We start from the raw sequence: 23470 nt of genomic DNA on the forward strand, positions 1-23470 counted from the left end.
GGGGCCTTAGCTCAGCTGGGAGAGCGCCTGCCTTGCACGCAGGAGGTCAGCGGTTCGATCCCGCTAGGCTCCACCAATATTCAATCACTTTGTGATTGAGACACTTGTTCCTTGAAAACTAGATAATAGATAGAAGGCAATTAATTTTTTTCAAAGCATCAGTAAGATCTTTTTAACGGTTAAGTTAGAAAGGGCGCACGGTGGATGCCTTGGCACTAGGAGCCGATGAAGGACGGGACTAACACCGATATGCTTCGGGGAGCTGTAAGTAAGCTTTGATCCGGAGATTTCCGAATGGGGAAACCCACTGTTCGTAATGGAACAGTATCTCTACCTGAATACATAGGGTATTGAAGGCAGACCCGGGGAACTGAAACATCTAAGTACCCGGAGGAAGAGAAAGCAATAGCGATTTCCTGAGTAGCGGCGAGCGAAACGGAATGTAGCCCAAACCAAGAGGCTTGCCTCTTGGGGTTGTAGGACACTCAATATGGAGTTACAAAGGAACGGGGTAAATGAAGTGACCTGGAAAGGTCCGTCAAAGAAGGTAAAAACCCTGTAGTTGAAACTTCGTTCCCTCCTGAGTGGATCCTGAGTACGGCGGGACACGAGAAATCCCGTCGGAAGCAGGGAGGACCATCTCCCAAGGCTAAATACTACCTAGTGACCGATAGTGAACCAGTACCGTGAGGGAAAGGTGAAAAGCACCCCGGAAGGGGAGTGAAATAGATCCTGAAACCGTGTGCCTACAAGTAGTCAAAGCCCGTTAATGGGTAATGGCGTGCCTTTTGTAGAATGAACCGGCGAGTTACGATTTCATGCGAGGTTAAGTTGATAAGACGGAGCCGCAGCGAAAGCGAGTCTGAATAGGGCGAATGAGTATGAGGTCGTAGACCCGAAACCAGGTGATCTACCCATGTCCAGGGTGAAGTTCAGGTAACACTGAATGGAGGCCCGAACCCACGCACGTTGAAAAGTGCGGGGATGAGGTGTGGGTAGCGGAGAAATTCCAATCGAACCTGGAGATAGCTGGTTCTCTCCGAAATAGCTTTAGGGCTAGCCTCAAGATGAGAGTATTGGAGGTAGAGCACTGATTGGACTAGGGGCCCCCAACGGGTTACCGAATTCAGTCAAACTCCGAATGCCAAATACTTATTCTTGGGAGTCAGACTGCGAGTGATAAGATCCGTAGTCGAAAGGGAAACAGCCCAGACCACCAGCTAAGGTCCCAAAGTATACGTTAAGTGGAAAAGGATGTGGAGTTGCTTAGACAACCAGGATGTTGGCTCAGAAGCAGCCACCATTTAAAGAGTGCGTAATAGCTCACTGGTCGAGTGACTCCGCGCCGAAAATGTACCGGGGCTAAACGTATCACCGAAGCTGTGGATTGACACCGTATGGTGTCGATGGTAGGAGAGCGTTCTAAGGGCGTTGAAGTCAGACCGTAAGGACTGGTGGAGCGCTTAGAAGTGAGAATGCCGGTATGAGTAGCGAAAGAAGGGTGAGAATCCCTTCCACCGAATGCCTAAGGTTTCCTGAGGAAGGCTCGTCCGCTCAGGGTTAGTCGGGACCTAAGCCGAGGCCGAAAGGCGTAGGCGATGGACAACAGGTTGATATTCCTGTACCACCTATACATCGTTTGAACGATGGGGGGACGCAGAAGGATAGGGTAAGCGCGCTGTTGGATATGCGCGTCCAAGCAGTTAGGCCGGAAACGAGGCAAATCCCGTTTCCATTAAGGCGGAGCTGTGATGGCGAGGGAAATATAGTACCGAAGTTCCTGATTCCACACTGCCAAGAAAAGCCTCTAGTGAGATGTAAGGTGCCCGTACCGCAAACCGACACAGGTAGGCGAGGAGAGAATCCTAAGGTGTGCGAGAGAACTCTCGTTAAGGAACTCGGCAAAATGACCCCGTAACTTCGGGAGAAGGGGTGCTTTTTAGGGTGAATAGCCCAGAAAAGCCGCAGTGAATAGGCCCAGGCGACTGTTTAGCAAAAACACAGGTCTCTGCGAAGCCGCAAGGCGAAGTATAGGGGCTGACACCTGCCCGGTGCTGGAAGGTTAAGGGGAGAGGTTAGCGCAAGCGAAGCTTTGAACCGAAGCCCCAGTAAACGGCGGCCGTAACTATAACGGTCCTAAGGTAGCGAAATTCCTTGTCGGGTAAGTTCCGACCCGCACGAAAGGTGTAACGATCTGGGCACTGTCTCAACGAGAGACTCGGTGAAATTATAGTACCTGTGAAGATGCAGGTTACCCGCGACAGGACGGAAAGACCCCGTGGAGCTTTACTGCAGCCTGATATTGAATTTTGTTACAGCTTGTACAGGATAGGTAGGAGCCTGAGAAGCCGGAGCGCTAGCTTCGGTGGAGGCGTTGGTGGGATACTACCCTGGCTGTATTGAAATTCTAACCCGCGCCCCTTATCGGGGTGGGAGACAGTGTCAGGTGGGCAGTTTGACTGGGGCGGTCGCCTCCTAAAGAGTAACGGAGGCGCCCAAAGGTTCCCTCAGAATGGTTGGAAATCATTCGCAGAGTGTAAAGGCACAAGGGAGCTTGACTGCGAGACCTACAAGTCGAGCAGGGACGAAAGTCGGGCTTAGTGATCCGGTGGTTCCGCATGGAAGGGCCATCGCTCAACGGATAAAAGCTACCCCGGGGATAACAGGCTTATCTCCCCCAAGAGTCCACATCGACGGGGAGGTTTGGCACCTCGATGTCGGCTCATCGCATCCTGGGGCTGTAGTCGGTCCCAAGGGTTGGGCTGTTCGCCCATTAAAGCGGTACGCGAGCTGGGTTCAGAACGTCGTGAGACAGTTCGGTCCCTATCCGTCGCGGGCGCAGGAAATTTGAGAGGAGCTGTCCTTAGTACGAGAGGACCGGGATGGACGCACCGCTGGTGTACCAGTTGTCTTGCCAAAGGCATAGCTGGGTAGCTACGTGCGGAAGGGATAAGTGCTGAAAGCATCTAAGCATGAAGCCCCCCTCAAGATGAGATTTCCCATGGCGCAAGCTAGTAAGATCCCTGAAAGATGATCAGGTTGATAGGTCAGAGGTGGAAGCGTGGCGACATGTGGAGCTGACTGATACTAATAGATCGAGGACTTAACCAACGCTTTAAAAAGATGAACACCTTCTGATATTATCTAGTTTTGAAGGAACAACGTTCCTGATATGTTTGGTGGCGATAGCGAAGAGGTCACACCCGTTCCCATTCCGAACACGGCAGTTAAGCTCTTCAGCGCCGATGGTAGTTGGGGGTTTCCCCCTGTGAGAGTAGGACGCCGCCAAGCCATTTTAAAGGTCAGCCATTAGGCTTGGCCTTTTTTTGTGTGCAAAAAAGGGGTGTATGCCCCTAGTGACTTATGATCTTTCAGGAATTTCACCGACCAAGACTTCCAGGTTTAGCCATTCGAAGACTAACAAAGGTATCTTGGCTTGGCTTATTTTAAGGAACTGTACAATAGAGGGGTAATCATCATTCGGCATTGTTTTCAGGAGTTCTGCCCACCATTCTGTTTCATAACGAGCTATTATACTAAGGTTGTATGAGATTAAATAATGAATCAGGAGTTCAGGTAGTGAAAAAGCCGATGAATTCTTATTGAGTGATAGCATAAAAAGTTCAGCCTCCATATTGAATCGCATAGGAGATGGCCCATTCATATCGAGTGGCCCATCTACTTTTAATGATAGCTTCCCCTTCATCTCTTTCAAGTCAGTTACTTCTTTCGTTTTACCCTTCATGAATTCGAAGAAACGGTCGGCCGTCATTTGGTAGCTATCGAGTATAGAAGAAGGTAGTTCAAAACCATCATGGATATAAACGGGCGTGATGAAATTTGTTTTGGAATGGGTCCACGCAATCGATTGCAATTCAGGAATTTCTGCCAATAAGGATTCCATCGAAAACTTCTCCCCTTCCAAATGTTTAATATGGAATAAGTTTTCGGCAACCGAAGTGAAAAGTCCATTCTTCTGTGTTTTTACTTCATCCTTTAAAAAATCATATTGCTGTTTTTTTCTTTTCCTTGTCGTGACTCCATGGGCAAGTAAAGAGGTAGACTCCGGATAGTTAGGATTAACGGTAAGGAGGCAGGCTTTTAATAAATGGGTAAACCCATAAAAGGATAAGATTGGTTGTATGCAAAGAGGTGCTTTGGCTGATTGGTTATAGTAGATTTTAGAGTGCTCAATATAGTAAATGAATGGGTAACAGTTTTCATAACTTTTTTTTTCGGCATCTTCTATTTTTCCTTGCGTATAACGTTTTTGTAAAAAAAGTTGAGAAGAAGTAGCCGAAAAAAAGTGGGTAAATTTATCGAAATTATCATTGTTTTCAGGCATAATGAGTACTCCTTTTAATTAATAGAATAATCAAACATTTCATTCTTATCTTGACAGTAGTATAACCAATTGATAACCTACAAATAATATTTTTAAGTAGGAGGGGAAAAAAATGTGGGAAAATAAATTTGCAAAAGAGGGTTTAACTTTTGATGATGTCCTATTAATACCGGCAAAATCAGAGGTTTTACCGAAAGATGTTAATCTTCAGGTCAATCTAGCAGAAAATTTAAGGCTTAACCTTCCTATCATCAGTGCAGGAATGGATACCGTAACAGAAGCTGAAATGGCAATTGCGATGGCCCGTCAAGGTGGATTAGGTATCATTCATAAAAATATGTCGATTGAGGCTCAAGCTGAACTGGTTGATAAAGTAAAACGGTCAGAAAGTGGTGTCATTACGGATCCATTTTTCTTGACGCCCGATCATCAAGTGTTTGACGCAGAGCATTTAATGGGTAAATACCGGATCTCAGGTGTTCCTGTCGTTAATAATGAAGAGGAACAAAAGCTCGTTGGTATCATTACAAACCGTGACTTGCGATTTATTTCCGATTTCTCCTTGAAAATTTCCAGTGTAATGACTGTGGAGAATCTTGTGACGGCCCCGGTTGGAACAAACTTGGAACAAGCTGAAAAGATTCTTCAAAAGTATAAAATTGAAAAACTACCTCTTGTAAATGATCAAGGTGTATTAAAGGGCCTTATTACAATTAAAGATATTGAAAAAGTCATCGAGTTTCCTAATTCCGCTAAAGATAAGCAAGGTAGACTACTTGCAGGTGCAGCGGTGGGAGTAACCAAAGACACAATGAAACGTGTAGAAATGCTAGTGAAGTCTCAAGTAGATGCTATTGTACTAGATACGGCACATGGTCACTCTGCTGGGGTCCTTAACGTAGTAAAAGATATCCGTGAGGCTTATCCTAATTTAACAATCATCGCAGGAAACGTTGCAACTGCCGAAGGAACGAAAGCTTTAATCGAGGCAGGAGCCGATGTTGTTAAAGTGGGAATCGGACCAGGTTCAATTTGTACTACTCGGGTGGTTGCCGGTGTGGGTGTCCCACAAATCACCGCTGTTTACGATTGTGCTACAGAAGCAAGAAAGCATGGTAAAACGATTATCGCAGATGGAGGAATTAAATACTCGGGCGATATCGTCAAGGCACTTGCTGCAGGTGGTCATGCCGTTATGCTAGGTAGCATGTTAGCCGGAACAACTGAGAGCCCTGGAGAAACGGAAATTTTCCAAGGACGCCGTTTCAAAGTATATCGGGGAATGGGTTCCGTTGCTGCTATGGAAAAGGGTTCTAAAGATCGGTATTTCCAAGAAGATAATAAGAAATTTGTGCCAGAAGGAATTGAAGGCAGACTTCCTTATAAAGGGCCACTATCAGAAACCATCTATCAGTTAATTGGTGGAATCCGGTCCGGTATGGGTTATTGCGGAACTGGTTCATTAGAAGAGTTGAGAGATAATGCTCAGTTTGTTAAGATGACGGGTGCTGGATTAAGAGAAAGTCATCCACATGATGTACAAATTACCAAAGAAGCTCCCAATTACTCTATGTAATCAAATTAACATATGATTGTCATAAAAATTTATTGTAAAAATAGACAGGGTCTTCGATTACTCTGTCTATTTTTTTTATTTTTTCTGTGATAAACTAGACAAAGTGTCAAGGGGATTACATAGAATTCTTTGTATTCTATAGAGATAAGCTTAATAGTTGGAGGTATTGGAAATTGAAAAAAATCAGCAAGATTACTCTCGTTTTCACTTTTGTCTTTGTTCTTGTTATGTCACAATTTGCCTATCAACCACAGAAGGCTCAAGCTGAAACTGATTTAGGCTTAAAGGCAGAGGCTGCCATCATCATTGATGGAGTAACAGGGCAAATCGTCTACGAAAAAAATGCCGATAAAGTTTTAGGCATTGCTTCTATGTCAAAAATGATGACAGAGTATATCATCATGGAAGCGATTAAAAATGGGAAAATCACTTGGGATCAAAAGGTTAAAATAAATAAGTATGTTCACGATCTTTCAAAGGCACCGAACTTGTCGAATATTGGCTTAACTGAAGGAGAAGATTATACAGTTAAGGAACTATACCAAGCTATGGCTGTCTATTCAGGAAATGCTGCAACAGTAGCTCTTGCGCAGCTAATTTCTGGCAGTGAAAAGAATTTCGTGAAATTGATGAATGAAAAAGCTGGTAAATTAGGACTGAAGCATTATAAATTTGTTAACGCGAGTGGTTTAAATAACTCGGATCTTTTAGGGGAATACCCTACTGGTAAGGCTGATGAAGAGAATGTCATGACAGCTAAAGATACGGCACTTCTTGCTTATCGTCTAATTAACGACTATCCGGAAGTATTAGATTATGCCAGTATTTCTAAGCTGAAGTTCCGAGATGGAAAAGAGTATTCTAATTTCAACTGGATGTTACCTGGTCTAATTTTTGAATATGAGGGTGTAGATGGACTTAAAACAGGTTCTACAGACTACGCTGGTTACGCTCATACGGGCACAGTCATCCGAGATGGGCAGCGTTATATAACGGTAGTGATGAAATCCACTACTAAAAACGAACGTTTTGCCGATAGCACTAAGCTGATGAATTATGCATACAGTACATTTAAAAAAGAAAAAGTCCTTCCTGCTAATTACGAAGTAAAAGGTAGCAAGAGCCTGGCTGTCGTGAAAGGGAAGGAAGACAGCATTAAAGTTCAATCTAAGAAAGCGATTGAAATGCTAGTCGAAAACGGCGAAAAAGATCAATATAATACTAAAGTTGTAGTTGATAAAAGCAAGTTGAATAAAGATGGTAAGTTAACGGCCCCAATCAAAAAAGGGGAGAAGCTGGGTTATATCGCTGTAACTCCTAAGCAGGGTGAAGATTATGGATTTATTAACAGTGATACAGCGAAAGTCGATTTAGTGGCTGCTGAAACTGTTGATAAAGCTAACTGGTTCGTATTATCAATGCGCGCAATCGGTGGATTCTTCGGTGATGTATGGAGCAGTGTAGCCTCTACGGTTAAAGGCTGGTTTTAATTTTCGTGTATAAAATGGTTGCGTAATGTGTAAAATTATAGTACATTATGGAAAACAATTTGATTTCGAGAAAACCATGACAGGAAAAAGTAATAAGTGCTTCTTTCTTAAGAGAGCCGGTGGCTGGTGCAAATCGGTGTGAGAGTCTTATGAATCCCTCCTGGAGTAAAGTATGGAACGCCTTTACTAGGTTAGTAATTACTTTCGGCTAAAAGCCGTTATCGTGATAAGTGGAAGGTGTTTTTTCGTACACCTTTAACTAGGGTGGCAACGCGGGTTAACTCTCGTCCCTTCTTCAGGGGACGGGAGTTTTTTGCGTTCTCGAGTAAAATCATCAGTAAATAAGGAGGAAATGTAATGTTGGACTTGAAATACGTAAGAAATAACTTTGAAGAGTTAAAAAATGTTTTGCAATTCAGGGGAGAAGATTTGACCGATTTGGGTAAATTCGAGGAACTGGACGTTAAACGCCGGTCTTTAATTGCCGATACAGAAAAGTTAAAAAGTAAACGAAATGAAGTATCTCAACAGGTAGCCGTTTTAAAACGGGAGAAGAAAGATGCAGACCAACTGATTACGGAGATGCGTCAGGTTGGCGATCAAATAAAGGGGTATGACGAAGAACTACGTGAAGTAGAAGCGCAATTAGAGAAGTTGCTCCTTTCTATACCGAATATTCCACATGAAAGTGTTCCTGTAGGTGAAACGGAAGATGATAACGTGGAAATTCGCAAATGGGGTGAATTGCCGGAATTCACATTCGAACCTAAGCCCCATTGGGATGTGGCTGGTGATCTAGGAATACTGGACTTCGAAAGAGCTGCGAAAGTGACGGGTAGTCGTTTTGTCTTTTATAGAGGTCTTGGTGCCCGTTTGGAACGTGCATTGATTAGCTTTATGCTGGATTTACATGTCGAAGAACATGGATATGAGGAAATGCTGCCTCCTTATATGGTCAATCGTGCAAGCATGACAGGTACAGGACAGCTGCCTAAGTTCGAGGAAGACGCATTCAGAATTGAAAGCGAGGATTATTTCTTGATTCCTACTGCGGAAGTACCGGTTACCAACTTCCATCGTGATGAAATCTTGAGTGCCGATGATCTGCCAATCAGCTATGCGGCATATAGTGCATCTTTCCGTTCAGAAGCAGGTTCTGCAGGCCGGGATACACGCGGGTTAATTCGCCAGCATCAATTCAACAAAGTGGAATTAGTTAAATTCGTGAAGCCGGAAGATTCATACGCAGAATTAGAAAAGCTTACAGGTCATGCCGAGAAAGTTCTTCAATTACTTGGATTGCCTTACCGAGTGCTGAGTATGTGTACGGGTGACCTTGGATTTACTGCCGCTAAAAAATATGACCTTGAAGTATGGATTCCAAGCTATGGAACCTACCGGGAAATCTCATCATGCAGTAACTTTGAGGCATTCCAGGCTAGACGGGCCAATATCCGTTTCCGTCGTGAGGCGAAAGGCAAACCGGAACACGTTCATACATTGAATGGATCAGGTCTTGCCATTGGACGGACAGTAGCCGCTCTTTTGGAAAACTATCAACAGGAAGACGGCACGGTCATCATCCCTGAAGTATTACGCCCGTATATGCGTGGTGCGGAAGTCATCAAGCCAAAATAATGTTTAAAATCATAATGTGGACCAGACCCCGAAAAGGGTAATCTGGTCCACTAATAATTATTTTAAAAAAGTGTTCTAAGAGTGCTTGACTTCTTTTGTGAATCGGTGTAATATAATAAATGTTGATACGGAGGTATACCCAAGTTCGGCTGAAGGGATCGGTCTTGAAAACCGACAGGGGAGTCAAATCCCGCGGGGGTTCGAATCCCTCTACCTCCTCCATAACTTATTAATAACCACAGCGCATAAATTGGATATCGTTGTCCCGTTACAGAAATGTAACGGGATTTTTGTTTTCTGATATAACAAAAAAACCATTGGCAACAACGCCAATGGTTTTTCTTTATTTATTACGTAGTAAACGGGTTTGTTCCATGTATTCAGCAATCCGTTTTATAAGAGGTTCGATGCTAGCTTCATCATGCATAAGATCATATTCATTAATGTTTAAACGAAGGACCGGACAGGCATTGAATTGATTGATCCATTCCTCGTAACGATTGTGCATTTCCTGCCAATATTCAATCGGTGTATGCTGTTCCATCGGACGTCCACGTACTTGGATTCGATTAAGGATATCATCGATTGAACCCTCAAGATAGATAACCAAATCGGGGTGGGGGAAGTAAGGTGTCAGCACCATGGCGTTGAACAGGCTGGTATACGTTTCGTAGTCCACTTCATTCATAGTGCCTTTTTCATAGTGCATTTTCGCAAAAATCCCCGTATCTTCATAAATGGATCGGTCCTGAATGAAGCCACCGCCATACTCGAAAATCTTTTTCTGCTCTTTAAAACGTTCAGCGAGGAAATAGATTTGCAGGTGGAAACTCCAACGATCAAAATCATCATAGAATTTATCAAGATAAGGGTTGGCATCCACCTTTTCAAAGGATGTCCTGAATTGCAGGGCATCCGCCAAGGCATTCGTCATCGTCGATTTACCTACGCCAACCGTACCGGCTATTGTAATGACAGCATTGTTCGGGATATTATACTTTTTACGCAAGTTCATGTGGTACTACTCCTTTTTGCAGGGCATTCTCTATTTGGTTAATCATCATATTTAGATCGTTCTTGTTCCCGACGAAGTCTAAATCATCCCCATTAAATGTGAGGACGGGTATGTCTGGGTGCTGTTGTTCGAACGTTTCCATGAATATTTGATAATCTGAGGATAGCTGTTGTAGGTAACTAGGACTGATATTTTTTTCGAATTCACGCCCTCTTTTGCTAATTCGAGTTAAGAGTGTGTCTAAACTAGCATTCAAATAAATGACCATATTTGGCTTGGGCATGTCTCGAGTTAAAATATTAAATATTTCAATGTATTTATTGTACTGTTCGTCCTTTAACGTTCGTTCTGCAAAAATCAAATTCTTGAATATATGATAATCAGCCACCACGGCTTGTTCATTGGTGAGAAACTTGGTTTCAATATCTTCTAATTGCTTATAACGGTTACATAGAAAAAACATCTCTGTTTGAAAGCTCCACTCATCGATATTATCGTAAAATTTCCCGAGAAATGGATTTTCATCAACGATTTCTTTCAATAAAGAAATGTTGAAGTGATCAGAAATTACTTTTGCAAGTGATGTTTTTCCCACACCAATTGGTCCTTCGACAGTGATAAATGGGATGGTTTTCATCCATTCTGTCCTCCTTCAATGAGGTATCGGACTGAAACTTCCAGTTTGTTATGTTTTTCAGCCAAAAGATATTGTAACACAACTGGGAGGATTCTGTGGTATTTTGTTGGTTCCAAATTGTAGAGAATGACTGGTAAGCACGAAAGAAAATACTTAAAAATCCAATGAACTTTTCCTTGTAGAAGCTCTAAGGACGTGGTTCATCATGGTCAGTGCATAATAGTTATCATCCTTTGAGGCAGAAGCGATACAATCTTCAGGAACCCATAATTCATATTCTCTCATATAAGCATCGTTGGCTGTGAAAAGGACACAGATGTTACCGGCAATCCCTGTGAGGATCAAACGTTTTACATGAAGTTGATGGAGAAGCGTGTTCAGCGCCGTTCCATAAAAAGCGGAATGCTTCGGTTTGATTAAGAAGAACTCATCTTGCTCTGGTTTGATTCTTTCTATTAGATTAGCATTTCTTTCATTTTTGCAGGTCTCGATGATTTTATTGTAATCGGCCTGCCATAACTTATAGTGATCGTTAATATAAATGATTGGATAGCCATTTTCTTTCATATATCTTTTTAATTCTATTATCGGTTTCATGATAGCTTTAGTATGTTGAAGGAGCATATCACCATTATCGAAATTAAAGTCATTGATCATATCGATAATCAGTAGGGCGATTGAAGGGGAATCAGGTCGGTTCATGTAGTATCCTCCTTAAGTATGCAAAATTACTTGCGACAGGTAGCTGCTTACGGTACTATTCATTAGAATAAGTAGTTGACCTTTATTTTGTCTTATATTTGTCTATTTACTCCTACTTAGTAAAAGGGGGTTTTTTCATGAAAGATGATATATATTATATGAACATAGCCTTGGGTGAAGCTGAGAAAGCGCGCCAACTGAATGAAGTACCAATTGGGGCCGTGATAGTTATAGAAGACCGGATCGTTGCGAGAGGTCATAATTTGCGGGAAACGGACCAAAACGCGATAGCCCATGCGGAGCTGCTTGCCATCAATGAAGCGTGTGTGGAACTTGGTAGTTGGCGACTTGAAGAGGCGACGCTTTATGTCACACTGGAGCCATGCCCGATGTGTGCTGGCGCAATTCTGCAGTCAAGGGTGAAACGGGTCGTATTTGGTGCCCATGATCCAAAAGCAGGCTGTGCGGGAACCTTTATGGACTTACTTCAAGATCAGCGGTTCAATCATCAATGTGAGGTTACGAGCGGTGTGCTCGAAGAAGAGTGTGGCGGGATTTTAACAGCTTTCTTTAAACAACTGAGGAATCGAAAGAAAGCGCTGAAGCAAAAGAAAAGGGAAGAAAGCCAGGTAACAGAAAATTAATGACGTGAAACTAAGTGTCGGTTTTTCACCTCCTAAAAAATGGAGCATTGCCATTCCTTGCCCAACACTTGCGTTTTTTTTATAACCTTAGTATAATAAGATATGCGTCGTAGTGACGCTATGAATATTGGTCTCACATTTGCCGTGCTAGACGGGGAGGTAGCGGTGCCCTGTACTCGCAATCCGCTCTAGCGAGGTTGAATTCCTTCTCGAGGTTAGCATTCTGTAGGGTCTGCCTTAAGTAAGTGGTGTTGACGCCCGGGTCCTGCGCAATGGGTCTCCATGAACCATGTCAGGTCCGGAAGGAAGCAGCATTAAGTGGAAGTTCTCATGTGCCGCAGGGTTGCCTGGGCTGAGCTAACTGCTTAAGTAACGCTTATGGTTGCTAATCGACGGAAGGTGCACGGCAGTTATTTTACATAATCAAAAAACTCATTCGTAAAGGGTGGGTTTTTTTGCGCGTTAAGAAGGTAATTCGGTTCATCGGAGCATTTTTCTTTAATGGATTTTGAAATTAAGGAAACCAGTACGGTATAATAGAAATGATGGAGAAAATAAGGAGGGATTTCCGTGGGGTATCAGGCATTATACCGAGTGTGGCGGCCACAACAGTTCATTGATGTTGTTGGACAGGGGCATGTGACGAAAACGTTGCAGAATGCTCTTGTCGGGCAAAAAGTTTCCCATGCCTATTTATTCTCGGGACCGCGTGGGACAGGGAAAACGAGTGCGGCCAAAATACTTGCAAAAGCAGTTAACTGCGAACATGCGCCTACAAGTGAACCCTGTAACGAATGTGCTACTTGCCGCGGAATCACCGATGGCTCCATATCAGATGTTATTGAAATAGATGCAGCATCCAATAATGGCGTCGAAGAAATCCGTGACATTCGTGATAAGGTCAAATATGCACCGAATGCGGTTACATATAAAGTTTATATTATTGATGAGGTACACATGCTTTCGCAGGGGGCGTTTAATGCCTTATTAAAAACATTGGAAGAACCACCAAAGCACGTCATTTTCATATTGGCGACGACTGAACCTCATAAAATTCCATTAACGATCATTTCCCGCTGTCAGCGATTTGATTTTAAAAGAATACAACCACAGGACATTGTCGGACGGATGTCACAAATCATCGCCGAGAGTGGGATTTCCTGTGATGAGCAGGCTCTTCACATCATTGCCAGAGCAGCCGAGGGCGGGATGCGTGATGCGCTTAGTCTACTTGACCAGGCCATTTCATTCAGTTCCGAAACGGTATCGGTGGAAGATGCTTTAACGGTAACGGGCTCCGTGTCTCAATCGTTCTTAAGTAGATTGGCGAAAGCGATATACGATAAGGAAGTTGCCGTGGCTCTTGAAGTCCTTGATGAATTATTGGCTATGGGAAAAGACCCAGCCCGCTTCATTGAAGATATGATTTATTATTTCCGTGACATGCTTCTGTTCCAGGCTGCCCCATCTCTTGCAGAATCCTTTGAAAGGGTGTTGATTGACCCGCAATTCAAGGAGTTGGCAGAAGTGATCCCTTCTAAATCGATCTATTCGATTATTGAAAGTTTCAACCAAACGCAACAAGATATGAGGTGGACGAACCATCCCCGTATATTCCTGGAAGTTTCCCTGGTGAAGCTATGTAATGAGCAAAAGCCTAATGAAATGGATAACGGGAAGGTCCAACAATTGCTTCAAAAGATAGAAGCGTTGGAAAAACAAATGATGGATTTACAGCAAAATGGAATTGCTGCCGTTGTTTCTGAAAAACCGGCGGAACAGGCAAAACCCCAACGGTCGATGAAAAAGGCTTACAAGGCGCCGACGGGAAAGATAAACCAAGTATTGAAGCAAGCTACGAAACCTAATTTACAGGGTGTAAAGAGTAAATGGGGGGAAGTGCTTGAACAGTTAGGGCAGCAAAACCAAAAGTCACTCGCGGCTCTGTTGACGGAAGCAGAACCTGTTGCTGCGTCTACGGAAGCTTTTGTGGTAAAATTCAAATATGATATTCATTGCCAAATGGCGATGGAAAATAACCGTTTCATAGAAGTGATCGCCTCTATCATGCAGCAATTAACTGGTCATCGTATGGAGATAGCCGGAGTTCCGGAGAGTCAGTGGCAGAAGTTGCGGGAGGATTTTATTTCAACACAACAGTTTGAAGGCCCAGAAGAAACGGAATCAAAAGAAGAAGACCCTTTCATAGCCGAAGCAAGAAAGTTAGTCGGAGATGATTTGCTCGAAATTAAAGAATAATTGGAGGTAGGAAAAATGGGTATGCGTGGCGGTAATATGCAAAATATGATGAAACAAATGCAAAAAATGCAAAAGAAAATGGCAGAGGCACAAGAAGAGTTAGGTGAAAAGAAGATTGAAGGAACAGCTGGTGGCGGAATGGTAACGGTTATTGTAACCGGACATAAGGAAATCGTAGATGTCATTATCAAACAGGAAGTCGTTGACCCGGATGATATCGATATGCTGCAAGATCTAGTGTTGGCTGCTACCAATGATGCTTTGAAAAAGGCAGAAGAACTAACAAGCCAAACGATGGGACAATTCACCAAGGGAATGAACCTTCCAGGCATGTTTTAAGCAAGTTTAAAAGAAACTTCCTTTCCAGGGGGTTTCTTTTGAAATTTTAGGAGGAATTTGATGCATTATCCAGAACCGATTTCCAAGCTTATTGATAGCTTTATGAAATTGCCGGGGATAGGGCCGAAAACTGCGGCTCGATTAGCCTTTCATGTACTGAGCATGAAAGAAGATACTGTTTTGGATTTTGCGAAAGCGTTGGTGAATGCAAAGCGAAATCTCATGTACTGCACAGTATGCGGGCACATAACGGATCAGGATCCTTGCTATATTTGCGAGGATCAAAGAAGAGATAGGGACTTGATATGTGTCGTGCAGGACCCTAAGGATGTCATAGCCATGGAAAAGATGAGGGAATTCAATGGCCTGTATCATGTATTGCATGGCAGTATTTCGCCAATGGACGGTATTGGTCCGGAAGATATAAATATTCCTGATTTATTGAAGCGACTTCAAGATGAAACGGTACAGGAGGTCATATTGGCCACGAATCCTAATATCGAAGGAGAAGCGACGGCCATGTACATTTCCCGGTTGCTTAAACCATCGGGAATTAAAGTGACGCGGATTGCTCACGGACTTCCGGTTGGAGGGGACTTGGAGTATGCAGATGAAGTGACTCTATCAAAAGCAATAGAAGGAAGAAGAGAAATATAAGATAGCTTGGAGGACTCCGCGTGTTCTTTCGTAAAAAAAAACAGCTTCGAAACGAATATAATGAGGCGTTGATAGGGGAACTTGAACAGTTGAAAAGGAATTGGCATAACCAAAAATCCTTACTTGAAAAAAGTGTAGACCCATCTGTAGAAGTAATCGCACAAACGAGGTTAGCGGAAGTGAAGTATTTCTACTTATTTAGAGAAGTGAAAAGAAGAAATGTACGCATACAAAGATGATAGACCGTGGTTATAAGGGGTTTCCTTTATAACCATTTTTTTGGGCCGGTTCTTTATCTGTATCATCCAACATATAAGTGTAATACAAGCTTGTGGGGAGGTATGAGATTGGAACCAATTGTTTTTGTGGCTGTAATTGGCGGTTTGATTCTTGTTCTTTTAATTATAGGAGCACCATTGAAACCCATTCGATTTATAGGACAAGGCATTATAAAAGTCATCATTGGGGCAGCTTTTTTATTCTTCCTTAATATGCTGGGTAATCAAGCGGGTATTCATGTCCCGATCAATTTAGTGACCTCTGCGGTTGCTGGACTGCTTGGGATACCGGGAGTTGCTGCTCTAGCGGCTATCGGATACTGGATAGTATAGAAGTGAAAGCGGAAGGTGTTGAAAGAAGTTTCAAGGAAAACTCCTTGAAGCTTCTATTGATTTAACGAAAGTGGAGGCAAGCCATGTATTTTTTATAAAATAGTAAAATATCTATTGACGGAAATAAAACAACCTGATAATATATTAGGAGTCGCAACAATGACAAACAAATTAATAAACATTCAACCAACAAAACAACATAAATAAATGTTGACAAGAGTTTGGATGCGTGGTAAGATAATAAAGTCGCTTACGAGGTAAGTGATTGAATAATTGCTCTTTGAAAACTGAACAAAACAAAGCGCCAACGTAAATTTTGAGTGAGCACACACTATAAAAAAGCAAAATGAGCAAGTCAAACATTTCTTCGGAGAGTTTGATCCTGGCTCAGGACGAACGCTGGCGGCGTGCCTAATACATGCAAGTCGAGCGAATCGATGGGAGCTTGCTCCCTGAGATTAGCGGCGGACGGGTGAGTAACACGTGGGCAACCTGCCTATAAGACTGGGATAACTTCGGGAAACCGGAGCTAATACCGGATATGTTCTTTTCTCGCATGAGAGAAGATGGAAAGACGGTTTCGGCTGTCACTTATAGATGGGCCCGCGGCGCATTAGCTAGTTGGTGAGGTAATGGCTCACCAAGGCGACGATGCGTAGCCGACCTGAGAGGGTGATCGGCCACACTGGGACTGAGACACGGCCCAGACTCCTACGGGAGGCAGCAGTAGGGAATCTTCCGCAATGGACGAAAGTCTGACGGAGCAACGCCGCGTGAACGAAGAAGGCCTTCGGGTCGTAAAGTTCTGTTGTTAGGGAAGAACAAGTACCAGAGTAACTGCTGGTACCTTGACGGTACCTAACCAGAAAGCCACGGCTAACTACGTGCCAGCAGCCGCGGTAATACGTAGGTGGCAAGCGTTGTCCGGAATTATTGGGCGTAAAGCGCGCGCAGGTGGTTCTTTAAGTCTGATGTGAAAGCCCACGGCTCAACCGTGGAGGGTCATTGGAAACTGGGGAACTTGAGTGCAGAAGAGGAAAGTGGAATTCCAAGTGTAGCGGTGAAATGCGTAGAGATTTGGAGGAACACCAGTGGCGAAGGCGACTTTCTGGTCTGTAACTGACACTGAGGCGCGAAAGCGTGGGGAGCAAACAGGATTAGATACCCTGGTAGTCCACGCCGTAAACGATGAGTGCTAAGTGTTAGAGGGTTTCCGCCCTTTAGTGCTGCAGCTAACGCATTAAGCACTCCGCCTGGGGAGTACGACCGCAAGGTTGAAACTCAAAGGAATTGACGGGGGCCCGCACAAGCGGTGGAGCATGTGGTTTAATTCGAAGCAACGCGAAGAACCTTACCAGGTCTTGACATCCTCTGACACTCCTAGAGATAGGACGTTCCCCTTCGGGGGACAGAGTGACAGGTGGTGCATGGTTGTCGTCAGCTCGTGTCGTGAGATGTTGGGTTAAGTCCCGCAACGAGCGCAACCCTTGATCTTAGTTGCCAGCATTCAGTTGGGCACTCTAAGGTGACTGCCGGTGACAAACCGGAGGAAGGTGGGGATGACGTCAAATCATCATGCCCCTTATGACCTGGGCTACACACGTGCTACAATGGATGGTACAAAGGGCTGCAAACCTGCGAAGGTAAGCGAATCCCATAAAGCCATTCTCAGTTCGGATTGTAGGCTGCAACTCGCCTGCATGAAGCCGGAATCGCTAGTAATCGCGGATCAGCATGCCGCGGTGAATACGTTCCCGGGCCTTGTACACACCGCCCGTCACACCACGAGAGTTTGTAACACCCGAAGTCGGTGAGGTAACCTTTATGGAGCCAGCCGCCTAAGGTGGGACAGATGATTGGGGTGAAGTCGTAACAAGGTAGCCGTATCGGAAGGTGCGGCTGGATCACCTCCTTTCTAAGGATAATACGAGAGCGCTTTTGTTTTGTTCAGTTTTGAATGAGTAATTCATTCCTAAATAATATCCCACAATAAGCTTGGAAAGCAGAAGCTTATTATTTTATGTGAATGGGCCTATAGCTCAGCTGGTTAGAGCGCACGCCTGATAAGCGTGAGGTCGATGGTTCGAGTCCATTTAGGCCCACCATTCATTCCTTTTTAAATGGGGCCTTAGCTCAGCTGGGAGAGCGCCTGCCTTGCACGCAGGAGGTCAGCGGTTCGATCCCGCTAGGCTCCACCAATATTCAATCACTTTGTGATTGAGACACTTGTTCCTTGAAAACTAGATAATAGATAGAAGGCAATTAATTTTTTTCAAAGCATCAGTAAGATCTTTTTAACGGTTAAGTTAGAAAGGGCGCACGGTGGATGCCTTGGCACTAGGAGCCGATGAAGGACGGGACTAACACCGATATGCTTCGGGGAGCTGTAAGTAAGCTTTGATCCGGAGATTTCCGAATGGGGAAACCCACTGTTCGTAATGGAACAGTATCTCTACCTGAATACATAGGGTATTGAAGGCAGACCCGGGGAACTGAAACATCTAAGTACCCGGAGGAAGAGAAAGCAATAGCGATTTCCTGAGTAGCGGCGAGCGAAACGGAATGTAGCCCAAACCAAGAGGCTTGCCTCTTGGGGTTGTAGGACACTCAATATGGAGTTACAAAGGAACGGGGTAAATGAAGTGACCTGGAAAGGTCCGTCAAAGAAGGTAAAAACCCTGTAGTTGAAACTTCGTTCCCTCCTGAGTGGATCCTGAGTACGGCGGGACACGAGAAATCCCGTCGGAAGCAGGGAGGACCATCTCCCAAGGCTAAATACTACCTAGTGACCGATAGTGAACCAGTACCGTGAGGGAAAGGTGAAAAGCACCCCGGAAGGGGAGTGAAATAGATCCTGAAACCGTGTGCCTACAAGTAGTCAAAGCCCGTTAATGGGTAATGGCGTGCCTTTTGTAGAATGAACCGGCGAGTTACGATTTCATGCGAGGTTAAGTTGATAAGACGGAGCCGCAGCGAAAGCGAGTCTGAATAGGGCGAATGAGTATGAGGTCGTAGACCCGAAACCAGGTGATCTACCCATGTCCAGGGTGAAGTTCAGGTAACACTGAATGGAGGCCCGAACCCACGCACGTTGAAAAGTGCGGGGATGAGGTGTGGGTAGCGGAGAAATTCCAATCGAACCTGGAGATAGCTGGTTCTCTCCGAAATAGCTTTAGGGCTAGCCTCAAGATGAGAGTATTGGAGGTAGAGCACTGATTGGACTAGGGGCCCCCAACGGGTTACCGAATTCAGTCAAACTCCGAATGCCAAATACTTATTCTTGGGAGTCAGACTGCGAGTGATAAGATCCGTAGTCGAAAGGGAAACAGCCCAGACCACCAGCTAAGGTCCCAAAGTATACGTTAAGTGGAAAAGGATGTGGAGTTGCTTAGACAACCAGGATGTTGGCTCAGAAGCAGCCACCATTTAAAGAGTGCGTAATAGCTCACTGGTCGAGTGACTCCGCGCCGAAAATGTACCGGGGCTAAACGTATCACCGAAGCTGTGGATTGACACCGTATGGTGTCGATGGTAGGAGAGCGTTCTAAGGGCGTTGAAGTCAGACCGTAAGGACTGGTGGAGCGCTTAGAAGTGAGAATGCCGGTATGAGTAGCGAAAGAAGGGTGAGAATCCCTTCCACCGAATGCCTAAGGTTTCCTGAGGAAGGCTCGTCCGCTCAGGGTTAGTCGGGACCTAAGCCGAGGCCGAAAGGCGTAGGCGATGGACAACAGGTTGATATTCCTGTACCACCTATACATCGTTTGAACGATGGGGGGACGCAGAAGGATAGGGTAAGCGCGCTGTTGGATATGCGCGTCCAAGCAGTTAGGCCGGAAACGAGGCAAATCCCGTTTCCATTAAGGCGGAGCTGTGATGGCGAGGGAAATATAGTACCGAAGTTCCTGATTCCACACTGCCAAGAAAAGCCTCTAGTGAGATGTAAGGTGCCCGTACCGCAAACCGACACAGGTAGGCGAGGAGAGAATCCTAAGGTGTGCGAGAGAACTCTCGTTAAGGAACTCGGCAAAATGACCCCGTAACTTCGGGAGAAGGGGTGCTTTTTAGGGTGAATAGCCCAGAAAAGCCGCAGTGAATAGGCCCAGGCGACTGTTTAGCAAAAACACAGGTCTCTGCGAAGCCGCAAGGCGAAGTATAGGGGCTGACACCTGCCCGGTGCTGGAAGGTTAAGGGGAGAGGTTAGCGCAAGCGAAGCTTTGAACCGAAGCCCCAGTAAACGGCGGCCGTAACTATAACGGTCCTAAGGTAGCGAAATTCCTTGTCGGGTAAGTTCCGACCCGCACGAAAGGTGTAACGATCTGGGCACTGTCTCAACGAGAGACTCGGTGAAATTATAGTACCTGTGAAGATGCAGGTTACCCGCGACAGGACGGAAAGACCCCGTGGAGCTTTACTGCAGCCTGATATTGAATTTTGTTACAGCTTGTACAGGATAGGTAGGAGCCTGAGAAGCCGGAGCGCTAGCTTCGGTGGAGGCGTTGGTGGGATACTACCCTGGCTGTATTGAAATTCTAACCCGCGCCCCTTATCGGGGTGGGAGACAGTGTCAGGTGGGCAGTTTGACTGGGGCGGTCGCCTCCTAAAGAGTAACGGAGGCGCCCAAAGGTTCCCTCAGAATGGTTGGAAATCATTCGCAGAGTGTAAAGGCACAAGGGAGCTTGACTGCGAGACCTACAAGTCGAGCAGGGACGAAAGTCGGGCTTAGTGATCCGGTGGTTCCGCATGGAAGGGCCATCGCTCAACGGATAAAAGCTACCCCGGGGATAACAGGCTTATCTCCCCCAAGAGTCCACATCGACGGGGAGGTTTGGCACCTCGATGTCGGCTCATCGCATCCTGGGGCTGTAGTCGGTCCCAAGGGTTGGGCTGTTCGCCCATTAAAGCGGTACGCGAGCTGGGTTCAGAACGTCGTGAGACAGTTCGGTCCCTATCCGTCGCGGGCGCAGGAAATTTGAGAGGAGCTGTCCTTAGTACGAGAGGACCGGGATGGACGCACCGCTGGTGTACCAGTTGTCTTGCCAAAGGCATAGCTGGGTAGCTACGTGCGGAAGGGATAAGTGCTGAAAGCATCTAAGCATGAAGCCCCCCTCAAGATGAGATTTCCCATGGCGCAAGCTAGTAAGATCCCTGAAAGATGATCAGGTTGATAGGTCAGAGGTGGAAGCGTGGCGACATGTGGAGCTGACTGATACTAATAGATCGAGGACTTAACCAACGCTTTAAAAAGATGAACACCTTCTGATATTATCTAGTTTTGAAGGAACAACGTTCCTGATATGTTTGGTGGCGATAGCGAAGAGGTCACACCCGTTCCCATTCCGAACACGGCAGTTAAGCTCTTCAGCGCCGATGGTAGTTGGGGGTTTCCCCCTGTGAGAGTAGGACGCCGCCAAGCCATTTCAAAGGTCAGCCATTAGGCTTGGCCTTTTTTTGTGTGCAGAAAAAACGAGTTGCATTATGGAATCTGATTATTGAACTTCAAATGAGAAATTATTTTTTATGAAAACAATCTCGGAGACGGGGAATTTTTATATAGACATACACCTAATGTAAGCCATTATCATACATTATTAAAAGCAGCCCCGAGTTCTCTTAAACTATTTTAATTCTATGTATGCGGACAATGGTTTTTGGGGAGAATGCAGCTATGGAGGTGGAGATGTTGGGGAAAACAACAACCAAAACAACAGCAGGGGAATCGTGCGTGGTATGTGAACAAGTAAAAGGCATGGGGATACACCTATATACAACTTTCATCTGTGAAGAATGCGAAAGGGATATGATTGGGACGGATACGAATGACCCCAGGTATAAGTACTATTTGAAACAGTTAAGGAAAATTACGAATCCGGAAATTTGTTCATAATGTAAGTAGTTGTAGATAGTTGTAGAGTTAGAGAATAAAGAAATGGCGATTTCTTTATTCTCTAACTCTTTTTCCATGAGGAGGGAAACGAACGCTTGATTGAACTTTTACCTTTTAGATAAGATAATCTTGGACAAATTTGATAAAATGAAGAACATTATGATGTTGAAGGAAGAGGGAAATGAATCAATTACATACGCCATTGTTCGATGCGATGAGCAATTTATATAAAAAGGGACCCATTTCATTACATGTCCCGGGCCATAAAAATGGTCAAGTGTTCAATGAAAAAGGTCGTGCACTCTATAAGCCCCTACTTGGAATAGACGCTACGGAAATAAGTGGCCTGGATGATCTACACGCTCCAGAAGGTGTCATATTGGAAGCAGAGAGACTACTTGCTGACTTATATGGAGTCCAGAAGAGTTATTTTTTGGTCAATGGAACAACTGTAGGTAACCTAGCCATGATCCTTGCGGCCTGTGGGGAGGGAGACAAGGTACTGGTTCAAAGGAATTGTCATAAATCGATCTTGCATGGCCTGATGTTGGCAAATGTACGGCCTGTTTTTTTACAACCTATATTTTATCGGGAATGGGAAGTAGCGGGTGGCATCAGTTCAGATCTATTGGGTGAGGCCTTGGATGTACATTCGGATGCCAAGGCTGTCATATTGACCAACCCGAATTACTATGGACTTGCTGAAAAAGGATTGTCTGGCCTTGTAAAAATGGCACATGAAAGAGGTATTCCCGTGTTGGTAGATGAGGCACATGGTGCTCACTTTCAATTGGGAAGCCTTTTTCCCGACTCCGCGATACTGGCGGGAGCCGATGCAGTTGTACACTCAGCCCATAAAACATTGCCAGCCATGACGATGGGGTCCTACCTTCATATTCATTCTGATTTGTTGGATTTGGACAAGATGACTTTCTATTTACAAATGCTACAATCGAGCAGTCCTTCTTATCCCATCATGGGGTCTCTTGACTTAGCGCGCGGATATCTAGCATCATTTACAACAGAAGACCAAAACCAGCTCATCAAAAGGATTTCAGAATTCAGAGGGGAGTTGGGCAAGCTCGGCACGATACGAGTACTGGAGGCACCATTGGGAACGTCTGCCGACCCCTTGAAAGTCGTCATCCAGTCCACGACAGGCTTAAGTGGATTTCAGTTACAGAAGTTATTTGAAGGGGAAAACCTATATCCGGAACTTGCGGATCCCTACAATCTTTTGATGACTCTTCCTTTAGTAAAGGAAGAACAGTATTTTCCTTTTAAGGAAATCATCAAAAAAATCGAAAGAGCATCAAGTGCGATGAAAGATAGATCAGGAGAACAAGATGAAGAAGTTGTTCCACAAAGTGCACTCGGTAAAAACGCCATGACGAGCCTTGCCTATCCATACTCTGTCATGAAACAAAAAAGTACGGTCCAAGTTGAGTTTGGAAAAGCAATCGGTGCGGTATCTGCGGAAATGGTCATTCCTTATCCTCCTGGCATCCCCTTGATTATGACCGGGGAAATGATTACATCAGAGCATATCGATAATTTAGGGAGACTGTTAGCATTGGATTCAAGATTCCATGGAGGTTCTTTCCTTTCAAGCGGGAAGCTGATTGTTTATGAGGGCAGCCAGGTTGGATAAAATGATATACTACAAACAAAGA

At 44.8% G+C, this 23470-nt stretch carries 15 protein-coding genes, 4 tRNA genes, 5 rRNA genes, 1 other RNA gene and 1 other annotated feature; of the genes, 21 read left to right on the forward strand and 4 right to left on the reverse strand.

Translation table 11 applies throughout. From position 1 onward, the window contains the following. The 3 genes from AC503W_RS00055 to rrf (AC503W_RS00065) all read left to right on the forward strand — a co-directional run bounded on the left by AC503W_RS00055 (position 1) and on the right by rrf (AC503W_RS00065) (position 3291). A tRNA-Ala gene (locus AC503W_RS00055) sits at positions 1–76 on the forward strand. 101 nt (positions 77–177) lie between these two features. Then, positions 178–3111, forward strand: a 23S ribosomal RNA gene (locus AC503W_RS00060). Between the two features lie 64 nt (positions 3112–3175). Next, positions 3176–3291: ribosomal RNA gene (rrf, locus tag AC503W_RS00065) — 5S ribosomal RNA — on the forward strand. A 70-nt stretch (positions 3292–3361) separates the two neighbouring features. Here the strand turns inward: rrf (AC503W_RS00065) and AC503W_RS00070 are convergent. Next, positions 3362–4345: a YaaC family protein gene (locus AC503W_RS00070; protein WP_494915647.1), complete on the reverse strand. Its 984-nt coding sequence runs from the start codon at positions 4343–4345 to the stop codon at positions 3362–3364. A gap of 112 nt (positions 4346–4457) precedes the next feature. Between AC503W_RS00070 and guaB the strand changes: the two genes are divergently transcribed. From guaB to AC503W_RS00090, 4 genes are all read left to right on the forward strand, one after another. Next, the gene (gene guaB / locus AC503W_RS00075; RefSeq protein ID WP_402876122.1) at positions 4458–5921 is read left to right on the forward strand and encodes an IMP dehydrogenase; all 1464 of its coding nucleotides are present in this window, start codon (positions 4458–4460) and stop codon (positions 5919–5921) included. Positions 5922–6094: 173 nt separating this feature from the next. Continuing rightward, a complete protein-coding gene (locus AC503W_RS00080; protein ID WP_402876124.1) occupies positions 6095–7411 on the forward strand; it encodes a D-alanyl-D-alanine carboxypeptidase family protein in 1317 nt (438 codons plus the stop codon). Positions 7412–7478: 67 nt separating this feature from the next. Then, positions 7479–7706, forward strand: a binding site (T-box leader). Between the two features lie 62 nt (positions 7707–7768). Then, the gene (gene serS / locus AC503W_RS00085) at positions 7769–9049 is read left to right on the forward strand and encodes a serine--tRNA ligase (protein ID WP_402876126.1); all 1281 of its coding nucleotides are present in this window, start codon (positions 7769–7771) and stop codon (positions 9047–9049) included. 129 nt (positions 9050–9178) lie between these two features. Further along, positions 9179–9271, forward strand: a tRNA-Ser gene (locus AC503W_RS00090). Between the two features lie 121 nt (positions 9272–9392). Here AC503W_RS00090 and AC503W_RS00095 read toward each other — a convergent pair. The 3 genes from AC503W_RS00095 to AC503W_RS00105 form a co-directional block, all read right to left on the reverse strand. After that, positions 9393–10064 (reverse strand): deoxynucleoside kinase, encoded by a 672-nt coding sequence (locus tag AC503W_RS00095; RefSeq protein WP_402876127.1) that lies wholly within the window; start codon positions 10062–10064, stop codon positions 9393–9395. Further along, the gene (locus tag AC503W_RS00100; protein WP_402876129.1) at positions 10051–10701 is read right to left on the reverse strand and encodes a deoxynucleoside kinase; all 651 of its coding nucleotides are present in this window, start codon (positions 10699–10701) and stop codon (positions 10051–10053) included. Before AC503W_RS00100 ends, AC503W_RS00095 begins: the two co-directional genes overlap by 14 nt. 153 nt (positions 10702–10854) lie before the next feature. Beyond that, complete coding sequence (locus AC503W_RS00105) at positions 10855–11403, reverse strand: cysteine hydrolase family protein (protein WP_494915650.1); 549 nt, start codon at positions 11401–11403, stop codon at positions 10855–10857. Between the two features lie 137 nt (positions 11404–11540). Between AC503W_RS00105 and tadA the strand changes: the two genes are divergently transcribed. From tadA to AC503W_RS00175, 14 genes are all read left to right on the forward strand, one after another. Beyond that, positions 11541–12047 (forward strand): tRNA adenosine(34) deaminase TadA, encoded by a 507-nt coding sequence (gene tadA, locus AC503W_RS00110; RefSeq protein WP_494915651.1) that lies wholly within the window; start codon positions 11541–11543, stop codon positions 12045–12047. 142 nt (positions 12048–12189) lie between these two features. Next, an RNA gene (ffs, locus tag AC503W_RS00115) (signal recognition particle sRNA large type) lies at positions 12190–12454 on the forward strand. Positions 12455–12617: 163 nt separating this feature from the next. Next, a complete protein-coding gene (dnaX, locus tag AC503W_RS00120) occupies positions 12618–14306 on the forward strand; it encodes a DNA polymerase III subunit gamma/tau (protein ID WP_407406871.1) in 1689 nt (562 codons plus the stop codon). 21 nt (positions 14307–14327) lie between these two features. Beyond that, positions 14328–14645: a YbaB/EbfC family nucleoid-associated protein gene (locus AC503W_RS00125; RefSeq protein WP_494917231.1), complete on the forward strand. Its 318-nt coding sequence runs from the start codon at positions 14328–14330 to the stop codon at positions 14643–14645. A gap of 60 nt (positions 14646–14705) precedes the next feature. Further along, positions 14706–15302 carry a recombination mediator RecR gene (gene recR / locus AC503W_RS00130; RefSeq protein ID WP_402876135.1) on the forward strand — a complete coding sequence of 199 codons (597 nt, stop codon included), beginning with the start codon at positions 14706–14708 and terminating at the stop codon, positions 15300–15302. 20 nt (positions 15303–15322) lie between these two features. Then, complete coding sequence (locus tag AC503W_RS00135; RefSeq protein ID WP_402959830.1) at positions 15323–15541, forward strand: YaaL family protein; 219 nt, start codon at positions 15323–15325, stop codon at positions 15539–15541. A 102-nt stretch (positions 15542–15643) separates the two neighbouring features. Continuing rightward, positions 15644–15913: a pro-sigmaK processing inhibitor BofA family protein gene (locus AC503W_RS00140; protein WP_402876139.1), complete on the forward strand. Its 270-nt coding sequence runs from the start codon at positions 15644–15646 to the stop codon at positions 15911–15913. A 364-nt stretch (positions 15914–16277) separates the two neighbouring features. Further along, positions 16278–17828: ribosomal RNA gene (locus tag AC503W_RS00145) — 16S ribosomal RNA — on the forward strand. A gap of 113 nt (positions 17829–17941) precedes the next feature. Next, positions 17942–18018 (forward strand) — tRNA-Ile (locus AC503W_RS00150). Positions 18019–18035: 17 nt separating this feature from the next. Continuing rightward, a tRNA-Ala gene (locus tag AC503W_RS00155) sits at positions 18036–18111 on the forward strand. 101 nt (positions 18112–18212) lie between these two features. Further along, positions 18213–21146, forward strand: a 23S ribosomal RNA gene (locus AC503W_RS00160). 64 nt (positions 21147–21210) lie between these two features. After that, positions 21211–21326, forward strand: a 5S ribosomal RNA gene (rrf, locus tag AC503W_RS00165). Together the 16S, 23S and 5S rRNA genes with 2 tRNA genes alongside form the textbook arrangement of a ribosomal RNA operon. Positions 21327–21578: 252 nt before the next feature. Beyond that, positions 21579–21797: a sigma factor G inhibitor Gin gene (locus AC503W_RS00170; RefSeq protein ID WP_402875864.1), complete on the forward strand. Its 219-nt coding sequence runs from the start codon at positions 21579–21581 to the stop codon at positions 21795–21797. A 181-nt stretch (positions 21798–21978) separates the two neighbouring features. After that, complete coding sequence (locus AC503W_RS00175) at positions 21979–23448, forward strand: aminotransferase class I/II-fold pyridoxal phosphate-dependent enzyme (protein ID WP_494915654.1); 1470 nt, start codon at positions 21979–21981, stop codon at positions 23446–23448. Positions 23449–23470 lie beyond the last annotated feature (22 nt).

It is taken from the genome of Peribacillus suis, from assembly GCF_059384845.1.

What these genes read in the sequence shown, in the direction of transcription:
- AC503W_RS00070 (WP_494915647.1), bottom strand. Translation starts at nt 4,345, where the DNA reads ATGCCTGAAAACAATGATAATTTCGATAAATTTACCCACTTTTTTTCG.
- guaB (WP_402876122.1), top strand. Translation starts at nt 4,458, where the DNA reads ATGTGGGAAAATAAATTTGCAAAAGAGGGTTTAACTTTTGATGATGTC.
- serS (WP_402876126.1), top strand. Translation starts at nt 7,769, where the DNA reads ATGTTGGACTTGAAATACGTAAGAAATAACTTTGAAGAGTTAAAAAAT.
- AC503W_RS00095 (WP_402876127.1), bottom strand. Translation starts at nt 10,064, where the DNA reads ATGAACTTGCGTAAAAAGTATAATATCCCGAACAATGCTGTCATTACA.
- AC503W_RS00100 (WP_402876129.1), bottom strand. Translation starts at nt 10,701, where the DNA reads ATGAAAACCATCCCATTTATCACTGTCGAAGGACCAATTGGTGTGGGA.
- AC503W_RS00105 (WP_494915650.1), bottom strand. Translation starts at nt 11,403, where the DNA reads ATGAACCGACCTGATTCCCCTTCAATCGCCCTACTGATTATCGATATG.
- tadA (WP_494915651.1), top strand. Translation starts at nt 11,541, where the DNA reads ATGAAAGATGATATATATTATATGAACATAGCCTTGGGTGAAGCTGAG.
- AC503W_RS00125 (WP_494917231.1), top strand. Translation starts at nt 14,328, where the DNA reads ATGCGTGGCGGTAATATGCAAAATATGATGAAACAAATGCAAAAAATG.
- recR (WP_402876135.1), top strand. Translation starts at nt 14,706, where the DNA reads ATGCATTATCCAGAACCGATTTCCAAGCTTATTGATAGCTTTATGAAA.
- AC503W_RS00140 (WP_402876139.1), top strand. Translation starts at nt 15,644, where the DNA reads ATGAGATTGGAACCAATTGTTTTTGTGGCTGTAATTGGCGGTTTGATT.
- AC503W_RS00170 (WP_402875864.1), top strand. Translation starts at nt 21,579, where the DNA reads ATGGAGGTGGAGATGTTGGGGAAAACAACAACCAAAACAACAGCAGGG.
- AC503W_RS00175 (WP_494915654.1), top strand. Translation starts at nt 21,979, where the DNA reads ATGAATCAATTACATACGCCATTGTTCGATGCGATGAGCAATTTATAT.